The 26,482-nt window shown below is 57.5% G+C and carries 28 protein-coding genes and 1 tRNA gene; 16 read left to right on the top strand and 13 right to left on the bottom strand.

Annotation, left to right across the window (positions count from 1 at the left end):
• Nucleotides 1–264: 264 nt before the first annotated feature.
• The 12 genes from V6M89_RS21885 to V6M89_RS21830 all read left to right on the top strand — a co-directional run bounded on the left by V6M89_RS21885 (nucleotide 265) and on the right by V6M89_RS21830 (nucleotide 8,899).
• The gene (locus V6M89_RS21885; protein WP_332855161.1) at nucleotides 265–1,626 is read left to right on the top strand and encodes a tyrosine-type recombinase/integrase; all 1,362 of its coding nucleotides are present in this window, start codon (nucleotides 265–267) and stop codon (nucleotides 1,624–1,626) included.
• Between the two features lie 587 nt (nucleotides 1,627–2,213).
• Nucleotides 2,214–2,612, top strand: coding sequence for a helix-turn-helix domain-containing protein (locus V6M89_RS21880; protein ID WP_332855160.1), 399 nt, complete (start codon nucleotides 2,214–2,216; stop codon nucleotides 2,610–2,612).
• Nucleotides 2,609–3,181: a hypothetical protein gene (locus tag V6M89_RS21875; RefSeq protein ID WP_332855159.1), complete on the top strand. Its 573-nt coding sequence runs from the start codon at nucleotides 2,609–2,611 to the stop codon at nucleotides 3,179–3,181. The genes V6M89_RS21880 and V6M89_RS21875 overlap by 4 nt, the downstream gene beginning before the upstream one ends.
• 104 nt (nucleotides 3,182–3,285) lie before the next feature.
• Nucleotides 3,286–3,576: a hypothetical protein gene (locus V6M89_RS21870; protein WP_332855158.1), complete on the top strand. Its 291-nt coding sequence runs from the start codon at nucleotides 3,286–3,288 to the stop codon at nucleotides 3,574–3,576.
• Nucleotides 3,576–3,740, top strand: a complete 165-nt coding sequence (locus V6M89_RS21865) for a hypothetical protein (RefSeq protein WP_332855157.1) — start codon at nucleotides 3,576–3,578, stop codon at nucleotides 3,738–3,740. Before V6M89_RS21870 ends, V6M89_RS21865 begins: the two co-directional genes overlap by 1 nt.
• 1 nt (nucleotide 3,741) lies before the next feature.
• A complete protein-coding gene (locus V6M89_RS21860; RefSeq protein WP_332855156.1) occupies nucleotides 3,742–4,344 on the top strand; it encodes a hypothetical protein in 603 nt (200 codons plus the stop codon).
• Between the two features lie 341 nt (nucleotides 4,345–4,685).
• Nucleotides 4,686–4,907 (top strand): helix-turn-helix domain-containing protein, encoded by a 222-nt coding sequence (locus tag V6M89_RS21855; protein ID WP_332855155.1) that lies wholly within the window; start codon nucleotides 4,686–4,688, stop codon nucleotides 4,905–4,907.
• Nucleotides 4,907–6,118 (top strand): DUF4214 domain-containing protein, encoded by a 1,212-nt coding sequence (locus V6M89_RS21850; RefSeq protein ID WP_332855154.1) that lies wholly within the window; start codon nucleotides 4,907–4,909, stop codon nucleotides 6,116–6,118. Before V6M89_RS21855 ends, V6M89_RS21850 begins: the two co-directional genes overlap by 1 nt.
• The gene (locus V6M89_RS21845; RefSeq protein WP_332855153.1) at nucleotides 6,118–6,588 is read left to right on the top strand and encodes a hypothetical protein; all 471 of its coding nucleotides are present in this window, start codon (nucleotides 6,118–6,120) and stop codon (nucleotides 6,586–6,588) included. Before V6M89_RS21850 ends, V6M89_RS21845 begins: the two co-directional genes overlap by 1 nt.
• A gap of 1 nt (nucleotide 6,589) precedes the next feature.
• On the top strand, nucleotides 6,590–7,483 hold the full coding sequence (locus V6M89_RS21840; protein WP_332855152.1) for a hypothetical protein: 894 nt from the start codon (nucleotides 6,590–6,592) through the stop codon (nucleotides 7,481–7,483).
• Nucleotides 7,480–7,866, top strand: coding sequence for a hypothetical protein (locus V6M89_RS21835; protein WP_332855151.1), 387 nt, complete (start codon nucleotides 7,480–7,482; stop codon nucleotides 7,864–7,866). Before V6M89_RS21840 ends, V6M89_RS21835 begins: the two co-directional genes overlap by 4 nt.
• 157 nt (nucleotides 7,867–8,023) lie before the next feature.
• The gene (locus V6M89_RS21830; protein WP_332855150.1) at nucleotides 8,024–8,899 is read left to right on the top strand and encodes a Crp/Fnr family transcriptional regulator; all 876 of its coding nucleotides are present in this window, start codon (nucleotides 8,024–8,026) and stop codon (nucleotides 8,897–8,899) included.
• A gap of 52 nt (nucleotides 8,900–8,951) precedes the next feature.
• Here the strand turns inward: V6M89_RS21830 and V6M89_RS21825 are convergent, their stop codons facing one another.
• Nucleotides 8,952–10,127 (bottom strand): sensor histidine kinase, encoded by a 1,176-nt coding sequence (locus V6M89_RS21825; RefSeq protein WP_332855149.1) that lies wholly within the window; start codon nucleotides 10,125–10,127, stop codon nucleotides 8,952–8,954.
• Between the two features lie 258 nt (nucleotides 10,128–10,385).
• Nucleotides 10,386–10,637 (bottom strand): hypothetical protein, encoded by a 252-nt coding sequence (locus V6M89_RS21820; protein WP_332855148.1) that lies wholly within the window; start codon nucleotides 10,635–10,637, stop codon nucleotides 10,386–10,388.
• A 573-nt stretch (nucleotides 10,638–11,210) separates the two neighbouring features.
• Here V6M89_RS21820 and V6M89_RS21815 point away from each other — a divergent pair.
• The 3 genes from V6M89_RS21815 to V6M89_RS21805 all read left to right on the top strand — a co-directional run bounded on the left by V6M89_RS21815 (nucleotide 11,211) and on the right by V6M89_RS21805 (nucleotide 14,018).
• Complete coding sequence (locus V6M89_RS21815) at nucleotides 11,211–11,426, top strand: hypothetical protein (RefSeq protein ID WP_332855147.1); 216 nt, start codon at nucleotides 11,211–11,213, stop codon at nucleotides 11,424–11,426.
• An 898-nt stretch (nucleotides 11,427–12,324) separates the two neighbouring features.
• The gene (locus V6M89_RS21810) at nucleotides 12,325–12,882 is read left to right on the top strand and encodes a hypothetical protein (RefSeq protein ID WP_332855146.1); all 558 of its coding nucleotides are present in this window, start codon (nucleotides 12,325–12,327) and stop codon (nucleotides 12,880–12,882) included.
• Nucleotides 12,883–13,334: 452 nt separating this feature from the next.
• Nucleotides 13,335–14,018 (top strand): hypothetical protein, encoded by a 684-nt coding sequence (locus V6M89_RS21805; RefSeq protein ID WP_332855145.1) that lies wholly within the window; start codon nucleotides 13,335–13,337, stop codon nucleotides 14,016–14,018.
• Nucleotides 14,019–14,290: 272 nt separating this feature from the next.
• Here the strand turns inward: V6M89_RS21805 and V6M89_RS21800 are convergent, their stop codons facing one another.
• The 10 genes from V6M89_RS21800 to ybiB all read right to left on the bottom strand — a co-directional run bounded on the left by V6M89_RS21800 (nucleotide 14,291) and on the right by ybiB (nucleotide 24,791).
• The gene (locus V6M89_RS21800; RefSeq protein ID WP_332855144.1) at nucleotides 14,291–14,581 is read right to left on the bottom strand and encodes a hypothetical protein; all 291 of its coding nucleotides are present in this window, start codon (nucleotides 14,579–14,581) and stop codon (nucleotides 14,291–14,293) included.
• 319 nt (nucleotides 14,582–14,900) lie between these two features.
• Nucleotides 14,901–15,608: an HIRAN domain-containing protein gene (locus V6M89_RS21795; RefSeq protein ID WP_332855143.1), complete on the bottom strand. Its 708-nt coding sequence runs from the start codon at nucleotides 15,606–15,608 to the stop codon at nucleotides 14,901–14,903.
• Nucleotides 15,605–16,546: a hypothetical protein gene (locus V6M89_RS21790; protein ID WP_332855142.1), complete on the bottom strand. Its 942-nt coding sequence runs from the start codon at nucleotides 16,544–16,546 to the stop codon at nucleotides 15,605–15,607. Before V6M89_RS21790 ends, V6M89_RS21795 begins: the two co-directional genes overlap by 4 nt.
• Before the next feature lie 111 nt (nucleotides 16,547–16,657).
• Nucleotides 16,658–16,736: transfer RNA gene (locus V6M89_RS21785), tRNA-Ile, on the bottom strand.
• A 102-nt stretch (nucleotides 16,737–16,838) separates the two neighbouring features.
• Entirely contained in the window at nucleotides 16,839–19,079 is a 2,241-nt protein-coding gene (rpoD, locus tag V6M89_RS21780) for an RNA polymerase sigma factor RpoD (RefSeq protein WP_442881992.1), read from the bottom strand.
• Between the two features lie 490 nt (nucleotides 19,080–19,569).
• Nucleotides 19,570–21,366 carry a DNA primase gene (dnaG, locus tag V6M89_RS21775; RefSeq protein ID WP_332855140.1) on the bottom strand — a complete coding sequence of 599 codons (1,797 nt, stop codon included), beginning with the start codon at nucleotides 21,364–21,366 and terminating at the stop codon, nucleotides 19,570–19,572.
• A gap of 94 nt (nucleotides 21,367–21,460) precedes the next feature.
• On the bottom strand, nucleotides 21,461–21,910 hold the full coding sequence (locus V6M89_RS21770; RefSeq protein ID WP_332855139.1) for a GatB/YqeY domain-containing protein: 450 nt from the start codon (nucleotides 21,908–21,910) through the stop codon (nucleotides 21,461–21,463).
• 139 nt (nucleotides 21,911–22,049) lie between these two features.
• Nucleotides 22,050–22,262, bottom strand: coding sequence for a 30S ribosomal protein S21 (rpsU, locus tag V6M89_RS21765; protein ID WP_008451879.1), 213 nt, complete (start codon nucleotides 22,260–22,262; stop codon nucleotides 22,050–22,052).
• 194 nt (nucleotides 22,263–22,456) lie between these two features.
• Nucleotides 22,457–23,665 (bottom strand): NAD(P)/FAD-dependent oxidoreductase, encoded by a 1,209-nt coding sequence (locus V6M89_RS21760; protein WP_332855138.1) that lies wholly within the window; start codon nucleotides 23,663–23,665, stop codon nucleotides 22,457–22,459.
• 136 nt (nucleotides 23,666–23,801) lie between these two features.
• Entirely contained in the window at nucleotides 23,802–24,791 is a 990-nt protein-coding gene (gene ybiB, locus V6M89_RS21755; protein ID WP_332855137.1) for a DNA-binding protein YbiB, read from the bottom strand.
• 74 nt (nucleotides 24,792–24,865) lie between these two features.
• Here ybiB and V6M89_RS21750 point away from each other — a divergent pair, with 74 nt between their 5' ends.
• Complete coding sequence (locus V6M89_RS21750) at nucleotides 24,866–25,924, top strand: 3-deoxy-7-phosphoheptulonate synthase (protein ID WP_116991519.1); 1,059 nt, start codon at nucleotides 24,866–24,868, stop codon at nucleotides 25,922–25,924.
• A 76-nt stretch (nucleotides 25,925–26,000) separates the two neighbouring features.
• Here the strand turns inward: V6M89_RS21750 and V6M89_RS21745 are convergent, their stop codons facing one another.
• The gene (locus V6M89_RS21745; protein ID WP_332855136.1) at nucleotides 26,001–26,315 is read right to left on the bottom strand and encodes a hypothetical protein; all 315 of its coding nucleotides are present in this window, start codon (nucleotides 26,313–26,315) and stop codon (nucleotides 26,001–26,003) included.
• Nucleotides 26,316–26,482 lie beyond the last annotated feature (167 nt).

Raw genomic sequence — 26,482 nt, 5'->3', positions numbered from 1 at the left:
AAGGGGACGAATGATCGTCCCCTTTTTTCTTTATACAAATTCTGGTGGGCCTCCCGTGAGTCGAACACGGCACCAACGGATTATGAGTCCGACCATCAATGACTTCCCATAGTTTCCCTTGCCTGTCATAAATCGCACTCCCCATAGGAGAAATCACGTTTTCCGCGCTCACCACCTTGCAGAAACTTCCCGATTGCTTCCCTTAGTTTGCTAGAATTTGCCTACACAGTGCCTACATGGCGCCTACACAGGGAGAGCAGATAGGTGGCAAAGGTCAATTTCACTGCCGACCGGGTGGCCGCATTCCAATGCGAGACCGGCAAGCAGCAAAGCATCATGTGGGATGCGAAAACGCCGGGCTTGGGGCTGCGCATCACCGCCGCCGGCGCACGCTCGTACATCTTCGAAACCCGACTGCAGGGGAAAACCTTGCGCATCACAATAGGCGACGTCCGGACCTGGACAGTTGCGAAAGCCCAGGCCGAGGCGACGCGCTACAAAGCACAGACCGACCAAGGCATCGACCCGCGCGAGGTGCGCGCCAGCCAGCGAGCTCAAGCGGACGCCGCTCAGCTGGAAACGCGGCGCCAGGCTGTTACTCTGGAGAGCGCATGGCCGGTCTATCTCGCGGCGCGGAAGAGCAAATGGGGAGACCGCACCTACACCGACCACGTCAAGCTGGCGGACAAGGGCGGCCAGACAAAGAAGCGCGGCAAAGGGGAAACCGGCGCTGGGCCGCTCGCCGCCCTCCTCCCGGAACTGCTGACCGACCTCACCGGGGAGCGCATCGCCCGATGGCTGAACGATGAGGCTGCAAGCCGGCCCACATCGGCCGCCCTGAGCTACAGATTACTGCGCGGCTTCATTCGATGGTCTGCCGATATTCCAGAGTACAGCGGCTTGGTGCCCTCCGATGCCTACACCGCGCGCGCGGTCCGCGATGCGTTGCCGAAAGTGAAGACGAAAGAAGGCGACTGCCTACAGCGTGAGCAATTGAAAGACTGGTTCACAGCCGTCTGCAAAATCGGCAGCCCTGTCATCAGCACATACTTGCAAGCCCTACTCATCACCGGTGCTAGGAGAGAGGAAATGGCGGCACTACGCTGGGATGACATAGATTTCAAATGGCGAAGCCTGTCCATTCGCGACAAGGTGGAGGGCTCGCGCATCATCCCGCTGACGCCGTATCTCGCCGCGCTGCTGGAAACACTGAAGCGCATCAACAACACGCCGCCGCCCGTCAAGAAGCTACGCAGCGGCGCCCGCCCGCCGGCTGAATGGGCGCCCTCGCCCTGGGTATTTAGTAGCTCATCGTCCGAAAGCGGTCGCTTAGCCGAGCCGCGCATAGCTCATAATGAAGCGCTCGCAGTAGCTGGTCTGCCCCATCTGACGCTGCACGGTCTGCGCCGCTCCTTCGGTACATTGTGCGAATGGGTAGAAGTGCCCAGCGGCGTATCAGCCCAAATCATGGGGCATAAGCCAAGTGCTCTCGCCGAAAAGCACTACCGCCGCCGTCCACTTGATATGCTACGCAAGTGGCACGACCAAATTGAGGAATGGGTGCTTGCGCAAGCGGGCATCCAGTTCCAACCAGCGCCAGCAAGCTTAAAAATTGTTGGTAAATAGGATCGCAGCATTGTGGGCCTGAATGGTCTCAAATTATGATGTGTCAAAATTCCCCTTGCGGCATTGTTTTTGAGCTGCTAGGATTAAACCTTACATCCGTACTGCCCCGCGTAATGTAGGTTTCGACCTCACCGAGCGGCAGAACCAGAAAATGCAGATAGTCAAAATAGCCGACTATCTCCTGAGCTGCTTAAGCCCCGTTCGCCCTAAATTTTCATGACAATATACCTGCGCAAGCGGGTTTTTTTTCGCCTTTAACTTCCGCAGCACCTACCAAGCCGGCCTCACACGCCGGCTTTTTTCGTTTACAGCCCGCTATCCGATCATTCGGAGGCGGGCTTTTTATTTGGAGATACCCACAATGAAAGAAGCCTGTATGCCAATCCCCGCAGCCTTAGCCTTAGTCGCTCAAGGGCGCGATCACATCAGGACATCGGAGTTTGCGCATGCCATGTGCCGCGCAAAGCAGACTATTCTAAAAAATCATTGCCTCACAGGGGAGTGCTTTGGCATTCGCCCCATCAAGCGAGGGAGACTGCTGCTTTGGCCGGTTGACCAGATCGCCGCTATTTTGAACGGAGGTTCGAATGCCTGATCCAAAAATGCAAAACGCCGGCGTGGAGGCCGGCGCTTATGCCGATCTTGCTGGGGGGCGAGAGTCGGCTGATGAAATGGTACGCACAGAGTCTAGCACTAATCCGCGCATTTTAGATAGTAAGTCCACTGCGACCGCTATCCAACTTGAAAAGGCAATCCTGTTGCTACGTCAGGGGCCGAAGACTACCATTGAGCTTCGCTCTCAAGGGATCATGATGCCTGCTGCTCGTGTGTTTCAGCTAAAAAATGAATACGGGTTTAGTATCCAGACGGAGCTCCTTCCACTTTACGATGCCGAGGGGCGGCGCCATAGTAAATGTGCGCGATATCATCTTATTGAGGGCTCGGGAAAAATGGGCCACGTATCATCCAGCCTGGAGGGCGCATGAGCTTTAGCGAAAAGTATTCACGCGCACTTACCGCAAGAAACCTTACTAACGACGCCGTCCACTCTTCGACCGACAGCCTGACTGCCTCTGCTATTAGCGATATCAGAGTCGGTGGCTTGGGGAGTGCTCTTACCCGCCTAAAGGCATCCCTTACATCCAGTGGAAAAATCGGTGAACCTGAAAGAGCGAGGTTAGCTGACGCTCTTAAAGCCTGGCGCGCCGAAGTCCGCAAGAAGGGCATCGAGCGCAAGTGGCTGCCGACTCCGCGCACTACGTGGGATGCCGCAGCACACGAGGCTTTCTATACGAAGGTTGCCGAGCTATCGCTCGCGCATTGGCTGGATGGCAAATGCGAACCATGCGGCGGCACCGGTAAGGCGACGATCAATTGCACGTGCAAAGCGTGCAACGGAACAGGCCGAGCAACGGTCAAAGGTGAGCGCCTAGTCGTTCAGCGCACACTGGACATGCTAAGTGACCTTGTGGGGTTAGTCGGCGCTCATGGGGCGCGTGCAGCATCGATGCTGCGCGAAACTTCGCTTGTCCGCCGATCCCAGCGATCACAATAAATTCACGACTACCTTCTCATATCGTAACCGCCCGCCATGCAGCCGGGCGTTTTGCGTTTACGGCCCGGACGTCTTTGCCGAGGCCGCCCGACTAGGAAAATAAATTGGATACTCCCCAAATTGCCCACCAGAGCGGTGAGGCTTTGATTCGTGCTGCCATACGTACTTGCATGGCAATCGCAGGCGTAATTGAGGAACTTACGCCGCCCTTCAGCTCGCAAGCTGAAGTCAATCATGATGCTGTTGTCGGCCTAATTAAGGCGCGCTCCGATCTGGAGCATCAACTCACGGCCGAGCTCGGCTTTGACGCAACGGCGTTCGTCCGCAATCTGATAGCAGTCGAGCTTGAGACCCAGCGCGCACTGCTACGGGCGAAGTTAGGAGCAGATTGGTGATGCGCGCCGCACTCTCATTAATCAGCCGGATTGGCCTTTGGGGTATCGCCGGTTTCGGCGAGACCTACATGCCGATCTGGATCAGCGCGCCATCCATTCTGGTCTCTCTGCAAGATGCACCGCTCGTGTTTGTTGTGCCCTGGCTCTCAGCACTAAGGGGATGACATGGGTACAGATCGCAGCAACCGCAATAAGGGCGGATCAGGGCGCGACGGCGGCGGGTTTGCTGCGTTGCCTTGGTCAGTCCTCGATTGCCCGGCATACGCCCGCTTATCGCATCCTGCACGCAGTCTCCTTGTCGAGATTGCCCGCCAATTCGTTCGCGACAACAACGGACGCCTACTCGCGTCCGCCGCTTATCTGTCTTCACGCGGCTGGACAAGTAATGACGTCATCACCAGGGCAAAGCGTGAGCTGCTGGACGCGGGTTTTATTTTCGAAACCGTGAAGGGACAGCGCCCCAACAAGGCAAGTTGGTACGCTGTCACTTGGCAAGCGCTGGATCGGATTAATGGGTATGACGCTGGTGTTACCGCAGCATTTGAACGAAGCGCCTATCGGATTAATCAGCCTTTGAAAATTAACGTCCTTAAACCGTCTCACGGTGTAAGGCGCCCTTCTATTGCACCGTCTCACGGTGTAGAGAGTTCGCCCACTGCACCGTCTCACGGTGTTATTAAGCCTGTTTTGGCCTCTGTCTCTACACCGTCTCACGGTGACCATCTAGAGATACCATCTGCCGCTGAGATTGAGAGGGCCGTTGCATGAAGGTGAGCGCGACAATCCTTCAAGAGATCATTACTGCAACATCAAAGCTAGACCTGCCTCCTCAAGCCCGCGATCAGTTCAAGCAGATCGTCATGCAAGCCGGGATCGCACACGGTCTTCGCGAGCTTGTGCAAGCCTCTCGCGTCGATCATGCTCGCCGCCTCGTCCATGCTGGGATATCTCGTCCGACGATCAGAGACCGACTAATGGCCCTCTATGGCCTGTCTAGGCGCCAAGCATATCGCCTTATTGACGCCGCCCTCAACTGTGCCGGCTAGTCGCAGTTTTTGGCACGGCCTTCTGATTCAATGGACCCATCATCAAATCAACTGGAAATGAAAATGCAATCAAACGAATTGGCCCAACAGGCCAAGGATAAGATGGAAACGGGCGCGCTGCTCACATTGCAGGAAGTCGCTGCAATGCTAGACATCGCGCCACAGACAGTACACTCCCTGCCGCTCGAAAGTATTCGCTTGGGCCGCTCGCTGCGCTTCGACCCTGCCGACCTGCGCCGGCTAATCAACGGCTGCAAAGAGCCGGTCTTGGCGGAGGTGGCGTAATGGCAGTACCATCAATCTATACCGGTGTCACGACGCAGGATCAAACGGCTGCCGCCAACAAGACGGCTAACGCCACGGCCAATCGGTCCGTAATGGGTGACGCACAAACGCCGTCGATGAGCGCCACATCGCAACCCGGCATCATTGCCGGCGCAATGGGGGCGCCAGCGCCAACCACACCCGCGACGCCGGCATCAGCCCCAGACTACACGGCCCAGTTGAATGACCTGTACACCAAGGAATTGGGACGTAATGCAGATCCTGGCGGCATGCAGTTCTATGCGAACAATCTTGCGAACGGTAGCACCACGCTTGAGGGTGTCGATAAAGCGCTACTGAACTCCGCTGAATACAAGTCGCTCCATCCGACCAATCAGCAGACTGCTTACACTCCCACTATGCTCGCCCCACCTACGCAATGGAGCGTCACGCCGGATCAAACTGTTCAGGGGCAGATGAAGAACCTTATCGACCCGAACAACCCGTACTACCAGCAGTGGGCGACGGCTGGCGCGCAGGATGCCGCAGCTCGCGGCTTCACTGGCAACAGCTCGATCCGAGACACGGGCATTATTGACGCGGTGATGCGCGGCGCTACGCCTATCGCCACGAGCGACGCATCAACCTATTCCAAGGCCGCCGGCTACAACACGGACCAGTCTAACCAGTTCGCCGTAGACAACCAGAACGCGGCCAACACCGCTGGTCAGGTCAACGCGAATCTGGGTGTATCGCTAGCGAATGCTGGCACCTCTGCCAACACGACGAAGTACACGGCAGATCAAGCAGCAGCAACGAGCAAGTACGGTGCCGACACGACCGCCGCGACGCAGAAATACCTGTCGGACCAGAACGCAGCAACGCAGCTCGCCGTGCAGAAGATGTCTACGCAAAGTCAGCAAACAGTCAGCCAACTGCACGATGCAAACTCTGTCCTGCTGCAAAACAACCAATCGGCGCAGGCAGCATACACCGCGTACATCAACGCCGTCGCCAACATCGATATCCAGCCATCAATGGACAAGGACGCTAAGGGAATCGCCATCGCCAGAGAAACCATGATTTTCAATCAAGCCATCGCGGGGCTGAAAGCCGCCACTCCAGGCACTCCAGATACCACCAGCCCACTTGATGTGAGCGCCTACGTTCAGGACGCGATTAAGCAGGCCGGCGGAGAAGATGTGTCCCACTATTTAAAATTCGACAACTAATGAAAAACCCATCAGAAATTGCTCCAATTGACCAAGTCGAGGATGGTCAACATGCTCTTGCCGAGCACCGCGCCAAAGTATTTGAGTTTGAGCGTGCCATGCTGCAAGCGCCACAAGTCGAGCTGCGCGTAGAGCACATCTACGGCGACGGATGGTATGCCCGAGAGCTACATATTCCCGCTGACGTGGTGGTATCTGGCTCAGTGCACAAGTTCATCAACTCCAACATGCTGGCGCGAGGAGAAATGATGTTGGGTACTGAAAGCGGACCGCTGCGCGTCACGGCCCCTTACTTCGTCGTCTCGCCGCCCGGCACCAAACGGATTGTGCATACGCTAACCGAATGCGTTTGGATATCGCTGCACGTTACAGACGAGCGCGATCCTGAAAAAATTCGTGAAATTTTCACCACGAACGACGAACAAGAATGTCTTGCCATGAGCGAGAAAACCAAATTGGAAGGGGTATAACATGGCATGGGCTGTATCCGCAGTAATGGGGGCAGTCTTGGCCCCAACCGTCGCATCGGTGCTGGGCGCTATCGCTGCTGTAGGCGCCCTAACAACCGTCGTCGGCGTCGTCACTGGTAAGCAGAACTTGGTCAAGATAGGCGGTGAGCTTGGCCTCGTTGGCGGGCTTGGTGGGTTGGCCGCTGGCGCACTATCTGGTGCTGCTGCCGCAGGCCTGGGCGAAGCTGGCGTGGCGGAGGGTGCATCTGCTGGCGCTTTCAGCGATGTGGCTGGCGAGCAGTTCGCGCTGTCGCAGGGAATGGACGCCGCCGGCTCCGGCTTTGGTGCGGCGAATGCTGCCGGCACCGCAGGCGCTACCGGCATCATCAACAGTGCGCAGGCGGCCACCTCAGCAGCCCCTGCCATGACCGGCGTCGATAGTTTGGCCCCGCTGGCATCGGGCGCTCAGCCGCCGCCAATCGATAGCTCACTGGCCAGCGTCGGAAGTCCTGGCTTGCAGCTCCCAACGCCCGATGCAAGTGCACCGGGCGTTTCAGGCAACGCCGCAGCCACCGCGCCGCAGTCCTTGTCCGACTCCACGCTGAGCGATGCCTACAGCGACGTGGCGGGCGAAAAGTACGCCGCCAGCCAAGGCATGGATGCCGCCGGCTCGGGGTTTGGCTTGTCTCCTCTGGAAAGCTTCAAGAAGACGATAGGCGACGGTTGGTCGAAGCTCTCACCACAGACTCAAGCGGAAGTAGCAAAGTCTCTTCTTGCCATCCCTGGCGGCATCCAGAACCAGAAGAACATCAATGCGCAAATGGATCTCGCCAAGCAGCGCCTTGCGCAAACCTCGCATGGTAGCGAAGTCCCCAGCTTTGGCATTATCGCCAAGGCGATGAAGGGTAACGGATGACGGACAAGGCGACCTGTGGCGGCGCCGCCAGCGAACATGCATTTATTGTCGCTGGCGATAGCTGCTCAATTCTCATGGACTTCATCGAGCAGACTATCGCTTTAGCGCCTGTCGATGAAAAGGGCGCCGTTCGGGAAATTCTGGTCGGGATCTTCCGCATCCTATACGGCCCTGACTTTTCGGCATTGGCGGAGAACACCAGGCAAGGCGGGGACACCTTGAGCATGCTGCGGGAAGGGCTATATCAGGGCGTTGGCGCGCTCATTGAGGCTAACGGCGGGGATATGGCAGAGATGGCTAAGAAGGCGACTCGGGTGGGCAAGAAACGTCCCGACAATGATGCTCGACAATATCGGAAGCCCCTCCCCTCGCGACTTCACTAGTTGTGTATGGTATCGATCGTCTGTGTGCTTCCACACACAACACCCTGACTTGCAAATTTAATTATATATTCTTCAACACTGTGATATTTGCAGCAGACTGGCGTATTCTCATTGAGCGTAAGCAGCAATTGCTTCAAGACGTTTCACTGGAAATACCATGTCTGCAAATCAGTCGCCCCTACTGAGGAATCAGTTGTTGGCGGCTCTTCATGCCGCTGAATCTGACCGTCTTTCACCGCATCTGGAGCTTCTAACCATGGGTCAGGGCGATGTGCTGTACGAGAGCGGGGGAAAGTTGAGATATCTGTTTTTCCCTACCACTGCGATTTTTTCGATTCAACACGAGTTAAAAGATGGAGGTGTTTCGGAAATTGCCAGCGTTGGTAATGAGGGCGTGCTGGGCTTGTCTCTATTTATGGGAGGACATACCACCCAAAATCGAGCAATCGTCCATAGCGCTGGCTATGCGTACCGGTTGCGTGCCAGCCTGCTATTGGAGGAGTTCCATCGCAAAGGCCCGCTTTTTGATTTGTTGCTGCGATACACCGAATCATTAATGATTCAAATGTCGCAAGCAGCGGTCTGCAACTCTCATCACTCGACGGTGCAGCGCTTATGTCGCTGGTTGCTGCAAACCCTGGATCATTCCCATACTAGTGAGCTGATAGTAACCCAAGAGGCACTTGGTTCGATCCTAGGGGTTCGAAGGGAGGGGATTACTGAGGCGGCTGGACGATTGCAAACCTCGGGGCTAATTAGTTGCCGGCGTGGTCATATCCGTGTCTTGGATCGGATGGGACTCGAAAAGCAGGTATGTGAATGCTATGAGGTGGTCAAGCGCGAAACGAAAAGACTGATGGCGAAAAATACAACTTTCGATGATGCTTTTGATCCCATGTGGCCCAAACGCAATGGGAAGCAGAATCGTCGCAAGGGGAGTGCAGATCGGCGTATCCGGGACGTGGAGCACGAGGATAGCGTAGTTGCCGACGAAACCCAATCTGTAGATCTCCTTGCGGCGGTTACAGTTTGAATAGCCACTTAGCTTGGTGGTGCCAGGTTTCGTCGCATGGGAAATGAAAAGACTATCTCTGTTCGACCGGCCGCGCGGGAGGTTTGTCAGTTTCTGACAGGGCCGGTCTTCGAGGTAAATCAATGGTAAACAGGCAGCCTTGACCTGGCTCGCTATCGACCGTTAGAAGGCCGCCATTCGCCTCTACGCTGCGGCGCGCAATGGACAGGCCCAGTCCGAGGCCACTTTTGTTGACACCGCTTTGCGTGAATGGCAGGAACACGTCCCGAGCGGCCTCTACGCTCAGGCCTGGGCCACTGTCTTTCACTTTGATTTTAATGCGATCCCCTCCAATATCGACACTAAGCACGACCATGCCACCCTTGCCACTAAATTTAAACGCATTTTGCAGCAGATTGCCGAGCGCGGAGAAGAGTAAATCCTTATCCGCATCGATCATTAGAAAGGCAGAAATGTGCTCAACATGGAAGCCGCATTTGAGGAGCGTAGCTTCGAGCGAAGCGGAGTATTTCATTTCCCCGATAAAACTTGCAAGACTGAACACCGAACGTTGTAAGGTCATGCCGGACCCAATGCGAACCTGTGCGAGAGACCGGTCTATCAAACCTCGAAGCCCGACCAAACTGCGGTCGAGTACACCGCCCGTCGGGCCGGCTAGACCGACACTGCCAGATTTGATGGCTGCCAGCGCGAGGAAAGCCGTGCTCAAATGATTGCGCAATTCATGGGCGAAAAATCCCAGGCGCTCATTGGACTCTAAAGCCTGTTCGTCAGCAATGATCAAGTCGCGACGGTCGCTAAAGGCTGTCACGGCGTCGGCGATACCGTTGTCTAGACAGCGATTGAGAGTACGAAACTCGGCAATATCAAATTTCTCGTTGAGTTCTATCGAAAGGTCAGACACAGCTTGGCAAAGATCGCCGTAGTCATGGACCACCTCGTTGATCGAGTATCCTAGCGTCAAAAGATCAGCACCATGCATCGCGGCCGACACCCCTACTTCCGCTTGGCGGTCCGGAGCGCCAGTCGCTGGCCCCGAGACAGCCAGCCCTCGGGTCAGATCACCCTTGCTTTCCGCCTGGAGTGTGCGGATGAGCTGATCCAGGAACATCGGGATGCCTTGCTCCAATTGCTGTGTGTTCGGCGATCTATCGGGGCGAGCCGCGACTTTTTCGCGGCATCGCCGCTCAAGCTCATGTCGATTGGCGATCAAGAAGTTATGCATCATGGCAGTTCTCGCATGTGAACCCATGCCCTAGTATTCAGGGCATCCGAGAAGCATGTCGGTATTGGGGCAGTGGCGCCAGGAAGTCCGGCGCAGGAAACGATGGTCTGCTACTTGAAATGCGTTTTCTGTGTGCTTCCGAACACTTTTCTATTTTGGCTCGATCCGTTGCGGGACGGAGACGACGGAGTTAAGTTTACTAGCCTGATTCCAGCGCCGCTCACAGACTGGAGGCTGTCAGGTTGTCTGTGTGAGGCCAGGTCAGCCGATAACGATCATCTCGCTTTCATCCATGGTGTACTTGACGGGAGTGAGGCCATTGCGCTGGATGGTCTCGCTTAGCGGCGGCTCTACGTCGCCAGCTTGACCTCTGTTCTTGTCGGTGATCAGGAAGCCGATTATGTGTTCCTTCTCCAGTATCTTGCCCACGATCTCGGCGTCACTCAGGCGGCCAATAGATGCAAACTCGAATGGCTCTTCATTTCCTTTGTACCAGACTTGATATTGAGGCACGGATGTCTCCCAGACGTTGAAAGGGCCATTATGCTCCGATGCTCCCCGCGCCGGCCTTGTACCCGCAACGGGACGCAACAGCGCGCAACAGCGAACGGGTTCTAGTTAGCGGTTAAGCTGCCTCACTTTCCCATGCGTTGTGCCGCACAGACCATTACGGCCCAGGCCGTTAAGGTTGGCTTTTATTGACATGGGGGGCATATGGAGTTGGAACGCGTCAATCCCCTATATGCGGAGCTCGCTTTATTGAAGGTGAAACTCAATGCGACTCGTGCCGAATACAACGATGCGCTCTATCGCAGCGATAAGTTAGCGGCGGCTGACGCATTGAAACGATGGAATCTTATTGAGCAAGAACTTGCGCGACTTGCCAGCAAGTGCGATCGTCGGCGTGGGGCTAGGTAACTCACAAATACTGCGCCTCTCGCAGGGTTACACGCGCAGTGCCTGAGTGTAAGCTCATCTTCTGGACGGTGTGCCTAGGGGAAACGGATGTTGGTCGATATGTGCGAATGCGCACAGACCGTGGTGTGACGTACTGCGATTCTGGACACTGGAAGTAAGGAGTTCAGTATGGAAAAGTCTATGTCGCGCCAAGACCTTGAGTTTGCCGAAAAATTCATGGGTTTAGTTGATATGGAGGTGACGGCGCATAATGTGCTGGAGCTGTCCATAACCACGGGTAATCGCGAGATGGAAGCTTCAGCCCGCGAAGCTCTGCAACGTATCGCCAACCAAATAGCTGCGCTGTTGCAGTCTGGAGCGCGTCACCGGTACGCCAACTGTTAGCCCTAAGCCGGCACCGCAGCCCGAAGTAAGAGCATTAAGCCGACTAATGTCCCAGCATCTGGGTGATATAGGAAATCCCATAGGCGTCTTGCAGTTGCTACGCCGGAGGTGAAACGGCACGCGATGTGCTGGGCAACTGATTGTCCTGCGAGGTCCGCACTTCGCAATTTGGTTCGCACAGGTTCGCAGCGAAAGGCCACAAACGGCAAGGCGCAAACTTGCTCACGTTTGAAACGCGGGTCAATTTGACGCACGGTTTGACGAACTGACGAAAATGACGAAGTGCGTCAAATTGGGCCGGGGTGCATAAGAAGGTCGAACGCGAACTGCGTCTAGCGTCGTTGGCTAGATTCGTTGCGCTCAGTGCTTGCTAGAAACTGCTCTTCCAAATACATCACCCTCTGGCGTAGGTGGATTACCTGCGCCTCCAAATGTTTTATAGCGTAAGCAAAAAGAAACACGACGCCAATAAAAGCGGTTGCCTCCTTATGGATGTCTAACCACGACGGGAGCTCCGCGACCCAATGGATAAGTACGCCCACTAACCCGGTCAAAATTTCCATTCTTCGTCCTCTTACCTGATTAGCTTCTCAGTTTTTTGAGATGTGTTTTTGCTCGATGCGTTTTAAATCACTTGACTCCGGCAAGTTGTCGAGACTATCCTAAACTGTTCCTAAGAAAAAGGGAACCGGGTTTGGCGACTCGAATTACACATGGCGGACAACCGCCGACTGGCGGCTTTTTTTCGTCCGTACCATCACGTCTCTATGAGCGGCAGTGGTGGGGATACCTTCGGGTATGCCGGTTTCCGTGTGTGCCGGTTCGCCAACCCCGCTATCTGCCGCTCTCCCCGTTTGGCGACGGGGTGTGCGGACCACCATCACACACGGAGGCCATCATGGTCAAAGCCACTATCGCGCAATCCCCCACCGCTGAAGTCGCAGTCGCGTCGAATATCATCTCCGCCGCATCGAATGCTCAAGAACTGATCATTTACATCAATCGCGCCATCGACATTACCGAATATCGCGGCACCCGCGCCATGCTTGAAGGAGAGGGAGTCATCCCTGCTGACTTTGAGTGGCCCGACGCCTACAGTGACATTTTTTGGGAGTCCGGAAAATTCAAATACTGGCTTCGCCGTTGTCGTCCCGATGGAGCTAAAGGTAAAAGCAAGGCTTTTGCAGACTGCGACTGGTGGAGTTTGCGCTGGGTTCTGCTCGGCGGACCAGATCTCCATCAGAAACGCATCGCAACTATGGCCCAAGACCTTGCCGCCGAAATCTATCGTTGGAGCGATAAAGGCCGCGACGAATGGAATCGTATGTATAACCGATCCTGGGGCGCAAAAACGGACGAGAAGTTCCAGGCATTTAAGGCGCTTATACCTGGACTGGTCCCGCCAAAACGCGGCCGTGCATCAAAAAAAAGCGCACCGCAGGGAGTCGTTGCTTAACTAATCAGCTAGTCGCCAAGAAGGCAGGCGCCATGCCATGCAGTTGCTTAGCCAAGCGGGTATTTGGCGCCATGCCGGCAGAGCCGGTTGAGCGGCAGGGAATTTTTCGCACAGAATAAGTTCGTACCCGGTGGAGGATTTCGCAACGCAGATCCCCAAGTGTTTCATAGGGGAAGTTGCGCAAACTCGGCCGCAAGCGCAACGAAATATCGCAACGATATGTGCGCGGTCAGGTACGCGATTTCCGCGCACATATCCGAGGAGATATAAGCGCTTGGAGCGGTACGCAAGCGGGTGCGCAGGCTAGTACGCACCCAACCGGTCCGCACCAAGTCCGCACCTGAAGCGGCTACTGCGGGCTCGCTCAAAGGGGCGCATTTGCAATGGCACCCTTTGAAGTTGCGGCAGGATGCCTTACGCACCTAGACAATAGAACGTCATATAATTGGCCCATGCTAATCGGCCAACATTATTTTTTTCTTGAACTTGATAAGACTGAGGAGGCATTGGAGGAAGATGACCCATCGCACTACCTCTACATGTCCACGGGCTCTCTGATCAGTTTAGCTGGGAATGATCGCAGGTATGTCGCGGGGCGGTTTGAATTGTTCTATGTGGATATAGGTGCCGCCATCAACGCCGGGGCCTCGATCTTCGACATATTCGACTCCAAGCAGAGCGCGCACGACTACCATGCTGCAATCTTTGAGCCTGGCACAGCAGCTTTTTCCGAAACGCTGACCGCGCTGCTAGATGATGCGCCTTTATGGGGCAATATACTGATTCTTGATAGACTTGAAATCTTGCCCAAGTTCAGACAAAAAGGACTTGGTCTGGTTGTGATGCGTCGATTGATCGAGCGTTTTGGCGCAGGGGCTGCCGTGGTGGCTATAAAGCCCTTTCCCCTACAGTGCGAAGCCGACGAAGAGGATGCCGATAGATGGCGGAACCGTCTGAAGCTATCAGAGTTCGATAAAAAAACAGACCACGCCACTGAAGCGCTGCGGCGCTACTACAAGCGTTTGGATTTCAAGGCTATGGAGGGAACTCCATTCATGTTCAGATCAGCTGAAGCACAATTGCCTCCACCAAGCGACTTGGTTGGCGACAAAACTAACTTACCTCCGAAGGCGTAGGGAGTAGGCGTCCTTTCCTAAGCATGGGAAGGAGCGACTGTAAAATTGATCCGTTACTGGTCGCCGGCTTGCTATACTCAGTTACCAATCGCCGGTTACCAGTGTGGTTACCAGGCAGAGCTAGGTAACAAGCTGGTATCCAAACGCGAGGTATCCAAGCTGGTATCCACAGGCGGCCAGATAAGCGACAAGTGATGGGCGATTACCCGCATCTCGCCGCTTTGCTGCAAAGAGTGATGCACTGCGCGGTGTATCAGTCTAGCCGCGTCACCTTAGGATGATCGGTGGCTGGCGCTGGCAAACTCAACTTCCTCCAGCCGGGTGTATAGCGCATCGATCTCCTCCTGCATGGCCGTAACTTGCGCGGAGGCGCTCACTAGTTGCCTATCGGTGATATCAAATAGAAGCCGGCCCTCGGTGAGCTTTCGTTGCAGGTCATAGATACTGGCAGCTCCGCTTGCAGCGATCACGCAGATCCACTCCCCCTGATCGGTGAAAAGTCTCATGCCAGCGTACAGAGCCAAAAACTCAAGCAGGAGCCAAAGCCGCGAACGAAATTTCATGGTTGATCCCCCCGATAAGTGGCCGTAACGTGCGACGACTATTTCCCCGGCCATTTCCAATCTGACTGCAACTTGCTGGCGCAGTAGTACTATTCTGCAAACTAGCCGGTCTGGACGCCGCGAAAAGCGAAGGCAAGACGCTGGGCCGCCCGTCGAAGACCACGGCCGAGCAGCGCGCTGACATCATCGCCAAGTACGCCGCCGGCGAGAGCGTCAGCGCGCTGGCTCGCGTGTACGCGGTGTCACGCGCCAATATTCTAGGGGTGGTTAAGCAGACTTGATGAAGTAACAGGGCCTGCATTGCGCAGGCCCTGTAGTACTAGCGCACCGTTAAATAAATATAGACCAGAGGGCGCTCCGGTTTTCCGTTAATGCGTTCCACAGAGGCATTCAATGAGTAGCCTTTACGCATCCACTCCGAGAATGCTGGAGACTGGGCACGGTCAATGTACCCAATTTTCGCTCCGCTGTGGTACACAGCCACGGCAAAACCATCATGGGGATTGTCTGGCTCCGACTTCAAAACTATAGGGTCGCCAATATATATATCTTCCGACGACCTTACGTCCTGATGACGAAAACCGGCAACTTCGAACACCAGTTCGAATGGCGGGCGAGCATTGGTGAGGTCTGGGTAAAGCTCAAAACCATCGCTAGGCAACTTTGCATTCGTATAGGCGAGCAGCGCCAAGTCAGAGATAGACTGGTGAATAGGCAACCTATGCCGTGAGAGATAATTTGGGAAATCATCCCTCTTCCTCGGAGGAAGGCGCCGAATGAATGAGTCAAGAACATTATGCGTGTGCTCGGCTTGCTTCAAGTCAAAGGCAGGATAACCGAGAAACCCCTCGCCTTTTGCATTCTCAAAATCTGGGGTGCCTTTGGTATACCGAAGGGTCAAACCGTCACTATCCGGGCTTTTCACTATCTCAGCTACGACCCGACGAGTCCGGCATTGAGCATTCGCACCTGCCCGCCAAACGAGCAGTAGCCTATTAGGGTCAATGATGTGCTCAATTTGATTCATGTCAATGCTTCTCGGATGCGATGTTTGCGTAGTTCTAGGAGTTTAATATACAGGTTTTTTCGCTCTTGCGTTAAGGAAACCCTTAGAGGCAACCCACAAAGATGCTCAAGCTGTAGCGCAAGCGCATCGATGTTGAAGCCATCAACTTTTGTTATTAGATTAACTATCTGGTCAGGGAATGCAACCTTTAATTTAGCAAAGGTATCTATATGACCACAACGTAGTTCGTCATCTTTCTGCCACCTTACATGATGTGTACCTTTTGCGACGTACCGTTGAAAATTTTCGTCTGTCCAGGCAGCTAAGTTGTCCGGAAAACGCTCATGCCCCAAGCTCGTGCCGTTGTCAAAGAGCGGCGCCATCGTGGCTGACAGTGGACGGCCTTGGCGTCGGACGAAAATACAGCCCCAGTTGTCTTGGTGGCGGTCAGTGTTGCCGATAAGTGCATCGAACAAAAGAGCTTCACACCACCATTGTTCCCAATTCGGGAACGAGAATGCCCTATTGAAACTTTTTGACAGCACTTGAATCGAATGAAAATTATGCTGGTCGCCTCGTTTTCTATCGAAGTCGGGCATCAGCCTTTGCATGAAATGACCACCTGCTATGTATGTAGCTTTGAAATCTTCGTAGAACCACTCAATTAGTGCACCGCAATCGTCCTTTTCTGAGTTGATTGCTGCGAAGGCTGGAGGGACCTGCACATCCAATAGGCAGCCCACCAAATAGGCCACAATTTCGCCCCAAAATTGGTCCGGGTACTTTCGATTTGACCGCTTGTAGAGATATCGTCGTTGTCCCTTAATGAAATTGATGGATATATGAGGCGGAGGAAAGATAGCGTCCTTTGAGCGCGCGCCCTCTGGATAGTTCGGATACAACTCATCGTCGAGCCAGTCCGCTACATCAATAACGTCTGTTTGTAGTATAGAGACCATTGTTGCTCCATCAAGAAGACAAAATCCGTAGATAAACCTACACAGTGCCTACATGGCCTCAGATAACAAAAAGCCCAGTCTGCGAAGACTGGGCTAAGTGTTTGATTTTATTGGTGGGCCTCCCGTGAGTCGAACACGGCACCAACGGATTATGAGTCCGCTGCTCTAACCAAGCATGAGCTAGAGGCCCAGGGTCTTGCTTTGCGCTGGGAGCCTGGCAGCCCCTCTAACGCGCGGTCGTTTTTAAAACGAACTCGCGAGGATAAGGGCTAGCCCGGCCACTAGTCAAGTCTTAGTTGCCTTCCAAGAAGCTTTTCAGCTTGTCCGAACGCGATGGGTGGCGCAGCTTGCGCAGCGCCTTGGCTTCGATCTGACGTATCCGCTCGCGCGTCACGTCAAACTGCTTGCCCACTTCTTCCAAGGTGTGGTCGGTCGACATTTCGATACCGAAACGCATCCGCAGCACCTTGGCTTCGCGCGGGGTCAGCGAGTCCAGCACATCCTTGACCACGCCGCGCATCGAAGCGTGCAGCGCGGCATCCGACGGCGCCAGCGTGTTGTTGTCCTCGATAAAGTCGCCCAGGTGCGAATCGTCGTCGTCGCCGATCGGCGTCTCCATCGAAATCGGTTCCTTGGCGATCTTCATGATCTTGCGGATCTTGTCCTCGGGCATCTCCATCTTGATGGCCAGCGTCGCCGGGTCCGGCTCGGCGCCGGTTTCCTGCAGAATCTGGCGGGAAATCCGGTTCATCTTGTTGATGGTTTCGATCATGTGCACCGGAATACGGATGGTGCGCGCCTGGTCGGCGATCGAGCGGGTGATGGCCTGACGGATCCACCACGTCGCATAGGTCGAGAACTTGTAGCCGCGGCGGTATTCGAACTTGTCCACCGCCTTCATCAGGCCGATATTGCCTTCCTGGATCAGGTCGAGGAATTGCAGGCCGCGGTTGGTGTATTTCTTGGCGATCGAAATCACCAGGCGCAAGTTGGCCTCGGTCATTTCGCGCTTGGCCTTGCGCGCCTTCATTTCACCGGCCGCCATCTGGCGGTTGATGTTGCGCAGGTCCGGCAGCGGCAGCACGACGCGCGCTTGCAGGTCGATCAGGCGCTGCTGCAGTTCCTTGATGGTCGGGATGTTGCGGCCCAGGATGGCGCTGTACGCGTGCCCTGCGGCCACTTCGCCGTCCACCCATTCCAGATTGGTTTCATTGCCCGGGAAGACCTTGATGAAGTGGGCGCGCGGCATGCCGCACTTGTTCACGGCCACGTCCAGGATCTGCTTCTCGATGTGGCGCACTTCGTCGACCTGGCCGCGCAAGGTGTCGCACAGCTTCTCGACCACCTTGGCGGTGAAGCGGATGCCCAGCAGCTCGTACGAGATCGCTTCCTGCGCCTTGATGTAGGCCTTGGAGTTGTAGCCTTCCTTCTCGAAGGCGCGGCGCATCTTGTCGAATTGCAGGGAGATGACGTCGAATTTTTCCAGCGCGGCGTTTTTCAACGCTTCCAGCTGTTCGGCCGAGAAACCGGCGGCGCCAGACGCGCTCGCTTCTTCCTCTTCCTCTTCTTCCTCTTCTTCCGCTTCCTCTTCTTCCTCGTCCTCTTCGGCCGGCGCGGCCGCTACCGGCGCGGCCACTTCGTCGCTGTCGTCAACCAGGCCGTCGACGATTTCGTCGATCTTGATTTCATCGGCGCGGATGCGGTCGGAGGCGGCGATGATCTCGGCGATCGTCACCGGGCAGGCGGAAATCGCCTGGATCATGTCTTTCAGGCCGTCTTCGATGCGCTTGGCGATCTCGATCTCGCCTTCGCGGGTCAGCAGCTCGACCGAGCCCATCTCGCGCATATACATGCGCACCGGGTCGGTGGTGCGGCCGAAATCGGAGTCGACGGTCGACAGCGCCGCTTCGGCGGCCGCTTCGGCTTCGTCGTCGCTGGTGACGGTGGCGACGTTGTCCGACAGCAGCAGGGTCTCGGCGTCCGGCGCGTGCTCGTAGACGGCGATGCCCATGTCGTTGAAGGTGCCGATAATGCCCTCGATCGCTTCCGGATCGACGATATTTTCAGGCAGGTGGTCATTGATCTCGGCGTACGTGAGGAATCCACGTTCCTTGCCGAACTTGATCAGGGTCTTGAGTTTCTGGCGGCGGCGTTCGAGTTCTTCCTCGGTGGCTTCCGTGTCCGACGAGAAAGCGTCCTTCAGCAGCGCTTTTTCCTTGGCCTTGCGGTCCTTGGCCTTGGCCTTGTCGACCGCCTTCAGTTCGGCGCGTTCTACCGCGTTCAGCGCGGCGACTTCGTCGTTTTCTGGCTGGAATTCTTTTGGCTTGCGCCCGCGCCGGCCCGGCACTTTGACCGACGGCAGCACGTAGCCCGAGGTATCGATGGCAGCGAGCGTGGCCGCGTCGGTGGTCTGGCTGACCGCTGGCGGGTTGCTGGCGACACGCGTTTCCGACTTATCCGCTGTCTTGGCGGATTTTGCGGTCACTTTGCTCGGCTTTACAGCCGCTTGGGATTCAGGTTTCTTGATTGGCACAGGCGCTTTCGATTACACAACGACTTGCTTATTTAGGATAAAGTTTCTTGCGGCCCTCGCGGGCCTACGTCTTCGAACATGCCGACTGCACAAGTCCGACAATACTACGACTTACTTACACCTGGTCGGGCCGACCGGCCTCAACAGAACTCCACCCTCTCATGGCGGAAATTCTACTGCATCAGACACGTGCGTGGGGGCAAGAAACCATGACTAGGTTGGAAAGCGAACGGAACGCTCGCTATACAGCGCCGCCGTAGCGCGCTGACTCAACCAAAGCTGGCCCTGGCCGCCGACACCTGTCTTTCCATGCCGATCAAGAGCCTAACTTACTGAAAACAAACACACTCTGAACTGAAAAACGATGCCAAAACATACAACACTTAGCGTTTTATTATAGCACGTCACTTTTCAATTTCCAGAGGGCAGAAGCCACTTCCCAGCACCGCAACCATGACAGAAACATTACTATACAAAACGACCTGCAACATTATCGGTTGGCTAACTCCGCTTCCGCCTCGCGCAACAGTTGATCTTGCTGCGCCGTCAACTCCCGGTAGCGCACGCCGATCTCGTCGGACGACAGGCCGGCCGCGAACAACTGGCTCAACTCCTGCTTCAGGGCGTCGTTCTTCACCTGGCGGATCGCGCCGCGCAGGAACAGCCGCACTGCGTCGAAATCCGATTCCGACTCCTTGACGATCTCGCCGATGATGCCGTCGTACTCGTCGCCCTGCGACTTCAGATGCTGGGCGAAGGCGGCGAAACTGCCGTTCGGCCCCAGCGACTGGGCCGACGCCACCAGCTGCGCCAGCCGCTCGGCCGGATCGGCGCCGAAGTACTGGAACGCCGCCAGCGCCGAGGCGTCGACGTCCAGCGCCAGCGGCGGATGCGCCACCAACAGCCGCACGATCTGCAATTCCAGCCCGACCGGCACCGGACGACCGGTGCGCGGCGGCGCCTGGCGGGCGATGGCGACCGGCTTGGCCAGCTCGAACAGCGCCTCGATCTCGGACGGCGTGGTCTGCGTCAACTGCGCCAGGCCGCGCACGATCTGCAGGCGCAACGCGGTCGGCGTCATCGATTGCAACATCGGCTTGGCGTCGAACTGCGCGCGCGCCCTGCCTTCAGGACTCTGCAAATCATGCTCGCCGACCGCTTCCTTGACCAGGAACTGCGACAGCGGCATCGCTTCGTGAATCTCCTGTTCGAACGCTTCCTTGCCATGGGCGCGGACGTAGCTGTCCGGGTCGTGCTCGGTCGGCAGGAACAGGAATTTGATGGTCTTGTTGTCCGTCACGTGCGGCAGACAGGCTTCCAGCGCGCGCCGTGCGGCGCGGCGGCCGGCCTTGTCGCCGTCGAAACTGAAAATCACCGTGTCGGTTTGACGCAACAATTTCTGTACGTGGTGGGTGGTGCAGGCGGTGCCCAAGGTCGCGACGGCTTGCGGGAAGCCCATCTGCGCCAGCGCCACCACATCCATATAGCCTTCCGTCACCAGCACATAACCCGCATCGCGGATCGCCTGGCGCGCTTCGAACAAGCCATACAGCTCGAATCCCTTTGAAAATAAAGGCGTTTCCGGAGAATTCAAGTACTTCGGTTCACCGTGGTCGAGGACCCGGCCGCCAAAGGCGATGACCTGGCCTTTGGTGTTTTTAATCGGAAACATCACGCGCTCGCGGAAGCGGTCGTAGCGTTTTCGGTTGCCGCCGTCCTCGTCCACCTTGTCGATCACCAGGCCGGCCTCGGCCAGCGCCACCACTTCGTAGTCGGGGAAGATCGAGCGCAGATTGTCCCAGCCGGCCGGCGCGTAGCCCAGGCCGAAGCGGGCGGCGATCTCGCCGGTCAGGCCGCGATTCTTCAGGTAGGCGATGGCGTCGGTGGCGCCGCGCAGTTGGGCGCGGTAAAAGTCGCTGGCGCGCGTCATCGCCTCGGTCAATGCCAGGCTCTGCGCGGCCATTTGCGCGCGCTGGGCCGGCGGAATCTTGTCGTCCTGCTCGGGCACCACCATGCCGACGTTTTGCGCCAGGTCTTTGACGGCGTCGACAAAGCCCATGCCGGAGTATTCGATCAGGAAGCCGATCGAGGTGCCGTGGGCGCCGCAGCCGAAGCAGTGGTAAAACTGCTTGGTCGGGCTGACCGTGAAACTGGGCGATTTTTCGTTATGAAACGGGCACAGGCCCATGAAATTCGCGCCGCCCTTTTTCAGCTGCACATAACGTCCGACCACGTCGACGATGTCGACCCGGTTCAGCAAATCAGAAATAAAGGATTGTGGAATCACAGGGCTATGCGGTCTTGTTATGGATCAGACTATACCGCCGCGACTATCCGGTTTTGACACGGATCAAGCTGCGGCGGAGGAAACTACCGGCGCATTATGCCGGGGTCAGTGCTTTCTTGACCAGTGCGGACACCACGGTCATGTCGGCGCGGCCAGCCAGCTTGGGCTTGACGATGGCCATGACCTTACCCATGTCCTGCGGACCGGCGGCGCCCGAGGCGGCCACGGCGGCGGCCACTTCGGCGGCGATTTCCTCGTCGGACAGGCCGGCAGGCATGTAGGCGGTCAGCACCACCAGTTCGGCTTTTTCGATGTCAGCCAGGTCGGCGCGGCCGCCGGCTTCGAACTGGGTGATCGAATCCTTGCGCTGCTTGATCATTTTTTCAACGATGGCCACGGTCTGCTCGTCGCTGACTTCGATGCGCTCGTCCACTTCCTTGCGCTTGATTTCCGCCAGGATCAGGCGGATGGTCGACAGACGGCCGGCTTCCTTGGCGCGCATGGCGTTTTTCATGTCTTCGGTGATTTGTTCTTTCAAGCCCATGGCGTTTCTCTCAAAAAATTGTTGGAGTAAAAATGCGAAAACCCGCCGCGGCGAACCGGGGCGGGCATTCTCTTAGATGCAGCGAGATACAACCCGAGGCGTGAGCGCCATACTGCCGGGTTGAGTCTGCAGAGCAGTCTTAGAAGAGTTTTTTCGGCAGTTGCTGGCTGCGGATGCGCTTGTAGTGACGCTTCACTGCAGCTGCCAGCTTGCGCTTACGCTCAGCCGTTGGCTTTTCGTAGAACTCGCGTGCACGCAGTTCGGTCAGCAGACCGGTTTTTTCGATGGTGCGTTTGAAGCGACGCATTGCGACTTCGAACGGCTCGTTTTCTTTAAGGCGAATAGTGGTCATGTAAAAATTCAAACCGTTTGAGGTTATAGGGAGAAAGAGACTATAGCAGCTTTTGCAGGAAAATGGAAGACGCCTGGCCATCTGAACGGCCAGCCGTAAGGCTTTGACTGCAAAAACAACGCGGCGTATGGTGCAATCTTTCAGGAACTTCAACGATTGCGTGACGCCACTAACTTCCAGAGACAGTCAGTATATCAGACTGCTTGCCCCGCCGCCACACCGGATGCCCATGCCCACTGGAAATTGTAGCCGCCCAGCCAGCCGGTGACATCCACCGCCTCGCCGATGAAGTACAGGCCCGGCACTTTATTGGCCATCATGCTCTGCTGCGACAGCTCGCGGGTGTCGACGCCGCCGCGCGTGACTTCGGCTTTCTTGTAGCCTTCCGAGCCGTTGGGGGTGATGGTCCACTGGTTGACGGCCGCGCCCAGCTTGCGCAGCTGCGCGTCGGGCAGGTCGGCCAGGCGGGCGTCCAGCGCGAAACCGTGCGCCAGCAGCAAGCCTTCCGCCAGGCGCGCCGGCAGCCATTGCGACAGCACATTGCCCAGCTGCTTCTTGATCGTGCCCTTGCCTTCGATCAGCGTGGCGGCCAGGTCCAGCTCGGGAATCAGGTTGATGACGATGGGCGTGCCCGGCGTCCAGTACGAGGAAATCTGCAGGATCGCCGGGCCGGACAGGCCGCGGTGGGTGAACAGCAGGTCTTCGCGGAAGCGGCCGCCGGTCGGGTTGCGGCCCTTGAAGGAGCCGGTTTCCACGTCCACTTCCAGCGCGATGCCGGCCATTTCCACGAACGGCGCCCATTGCTGCGGGTCGAAGGTCAGCGGCACCAGCGCCGGGCGCGTCTCGACCATGCGCAGCTCGAACTGCTCGGCGATGCGGTAGCCAAAGTCGGTCGCGCCGATCTTGGCGATCGACAGGCCGCCGGTGGCGATGACCACGCTGTCGGCCTCAATTTCACCGGTGTCGGTTTGCAGCACAAAGCCACCCTCGTCCGCCTGCGCCAGGCTGGTGACCTTGCACGGCATGCGCCAGTGCACGTCGCCGGCCGAGCATTCGTCTTTCAGCATGTCGATGATCTGCTCGGCGGAGTCGTCGCAGAACAGCTGGCCGCGATGTTTCTCGTGGTAGCCGATGCGGTGCTTCTTCACCAGCGCGACGAAGTCGGCGGCGGTGTAGCGCGACAGCGCGCTCTTGCAGAAGTGCGGATTCTCGGACAGGAAGTTGGCCGGACCAGCGTTGATATTGGTGAAGTTGCAGCGGCCGCCGCCGGAGATGCGGATTTTTTCCGCCAGCTTGGTGGCGTGGTCGATCAGCACCACGCGCTTGCCGCGCTGGGCCGCCGTCGCCGCACACATCATGCCGGCCGCGCCCGCGCCGATTACCGCTACATCAAACTTTGCCATCTTCATTCCAATCAGAGTAAATGTCCGTCATTCCCGCGCAGGCGGGAATCTATACTTTGCTTGAAGGCAAGCGGTCTATGGATTCCCGCCTACGCGGGAATGACAGGGGCGAGATTGTACTTGAACTCTCATTGCCTTACTCGATCGGCTCGCTCACCCGCTGGCGCGACTGCAAGGTGCGCGACACCAGCATGCACTGCGCCACCTGCTCGGCGATCGATGGCGGCACCGGCACGTCGCCGTCCAGCACCGACTGGATCCAGGCCGCCGTGGTGGCCGCATCCTTGTCTTCCGGCAGCAACGGCAGTTCGCCTACCGAGGTCTGCTTGGGCACCAGCGTGGTGCGCAGGCCGCCGTGGAACCAGTCGATCTGCTGCGCCTTGTTGGCGTTGGCCACGGTTTCGCCCTCGGTGCCGCGCATCAGGAAGGCGTCGCCGCGCTCCGGCAGGGCCGCCGTGGTGAAGTACTCGCCCAGCATCTCCAGATACTCGGGATGCGTGTACGACACCAGCCGCAGCGCCGGTCCGGCGAACGGCTGCATGATCTTGACCAGCGTGTGGGTCGAATTGCGCACGCCCAGGCGGCGCCGCAGCGACAGCAGGTAAGCCAGCTTGGGCGCCAGCACGTCGATGGTGATGAAGGCCGGATGCCCCTGCGACATGGCCTCCTCCGCCTCGGACCGATGGCGCGCGGCGGGCAGGCCCAGCGCCTCGAACACCTCGGCCGTGGCGACGCGCCCGGCGTCATGCGCCACGCCGTGCACCAGCACCGGCACGCCTTCGCGCGCCAGCAGCAACGCCAGCAGCGGCGTCAGGTTGGCCATCTTGCGGGCGCCGTTGTAGGTCGGGATGCAGACCGGGGCGAACTGGCCGGGCGGCGCGCTGAGCGGTTCGAAAGAGGCCTCGGCCGCATCGAGGAAGCCGGCGATCTCTTCCACCGACTCGCCCTTGATGCGCATGGCCAGCAAAATGCCGCCCAGCTCCAGCTCGGAAACGCGGCCGTCCAACATGGCTTGGTACAGATCGTGGGCGTCGTCGCGGTTCATGCTGCGGGCGCCGTTTTTGCCGCGGCCTATTTCTTTGATGAAACGTGCGGCCAGGAATGGTTCGGTGGTGTGTGTCGTCATGACGTCAGCTTAAACCAGTCGGCCGCATTTCGGCTACACTATCCCTCCCCCGCAATAAATATACGTAGAGAATCATGATCTCCCCAGATATCGAAAACATCAACGTCACCTCGTTCGCGCCGATGCCGTCGCCGGAAGCCTTGCACAGCAAGCTGCCGCTGACCGACAGCGCCTCGGACACCGTGATGAAGGGCCGCGAAGCCCTGCGCAACATCATCGACCGCCAGGACAAGCGCCTGTTCGTGGTCGTCGGTCCATGCTCGATCCACGATCCCGTGGCCGGCCTGGATTACGCCCGCCGCCTGAAAGCCCTGCAAGCTGAAGTGGCCGACACCATGCTGCTGGTGATGCGCGTGTATTTCGAAAAGCCGCGCACCACCACCGGCTGGAAGGGCTATATCAACGATCCGGACATGGACGATTCCTTCCGCGTCAACGTCGGCATGGAAAAGGCGCGCCAGTTCCTGCTGGATGTGTGCGAGCTGGGCCTGCCGACCGCCACCGAGGCGCTCGATCCGATCTCGCCGCAATACCTGGGCGACCTGATCGCCTGGACCGCCATCGGCGCCCGCACCACCGAATCGCAGACCCACCGCGAGATGTCGTCCGGTTTATCCACGCCGGTGGGCTTCAAGAACGGCACCGACGGCGACATCAGCATCGCCATCAACGCCATCCTGTCGTCGGCGCATCCGCATTCCTTCCTGGGCATCAACGCGCAGGGCAATGTGGCGATCGTGCGCACGCGCGGCAACGCCTACGGCCACGTGGTGCTGCGCGGCGGCGACGGCCGTCCGAACTACGATTCGGTATCGATCGCGATCGCCGAGCAGGCGCTGGCCAAGGCCAAGCTGCCGGCCAACCTGGTGGTCGACTGCTCGCACGCCAACAGCTACAAGAAGCCGGAACTGCAACCGCTGGTGATGGCCGACGTCATCCACCAGATCGCGCAGGGCAACCAGTCGCTGGTGGGCGTGATGATCGAGTCCAACATCGTCGGCGGCAACCAGAAGATCCCGGCGGACCTGAGCCAGCTGAAGTACGGCTGCTCCGTCACCGACGGCTGCATCGACTGGGAAACCACCGAGAAGATGCTGCTGGACGCGCACAAGCAGTTGAAGAACCGCCCGTGACCCCCGCACCCCGCGACGGCCGGGGTCAGACCCCGTACGGGGTCTGACCCCTTCTGCAGTGGGGGAAAGCGGGCGCTCAGCCGAAGGCCATCACCCTGGTGGCCACGCCGAAAGACCCCGCCAGCGCCGCTTCGGCCTGGCTGGCCGGGGCGCTCAGTTCATCGAGATCCAGATAGACCTTGCAGTCCTCCACCTTGACCGAGTAACGGCGCGCATCGCTGTCGCGCGGCTCGACGTCGCCGCATTCCAGCACCGCATGCACCTGCTCCTCGCCGGTGCGGAACAACGCCACGCCCGGCAATTCCTGCCAGGCCAGGCCGCGCGGCACCAGGCGCGCGCCGCTCATGGGCACATCCTTGAGTTTGCAAATCAGCTTCCATTGTCCGGACATCGCGCGCCTCCCTAGTCAACTTCCATCAGTTGTCTAAGCAAAACCGGTGCCACGAAAAACGCCGCCTATCCTGACCGAACGGCAAAATTCCGCACTTTGCCAGTGCGGTGCGGACCCGCCGTGGTGCATGCTTGCACGCACTTTCCATTACAATGGCGGATTCCCCT

Origin of the sequence: Duganella sp. S19_KUP01_CR8, from assembly GCF_036688705.1 — a bacterium.
Taxonomy (GTDB): Bacteria; Pseudomonadota; Gammaproteobacteria; order Burkholderiales; family Burkholderiaceae_D; genus Rugamonas.
This window is presented reverse-complemented; position numbering and strand designations above follow the sequence as displayed.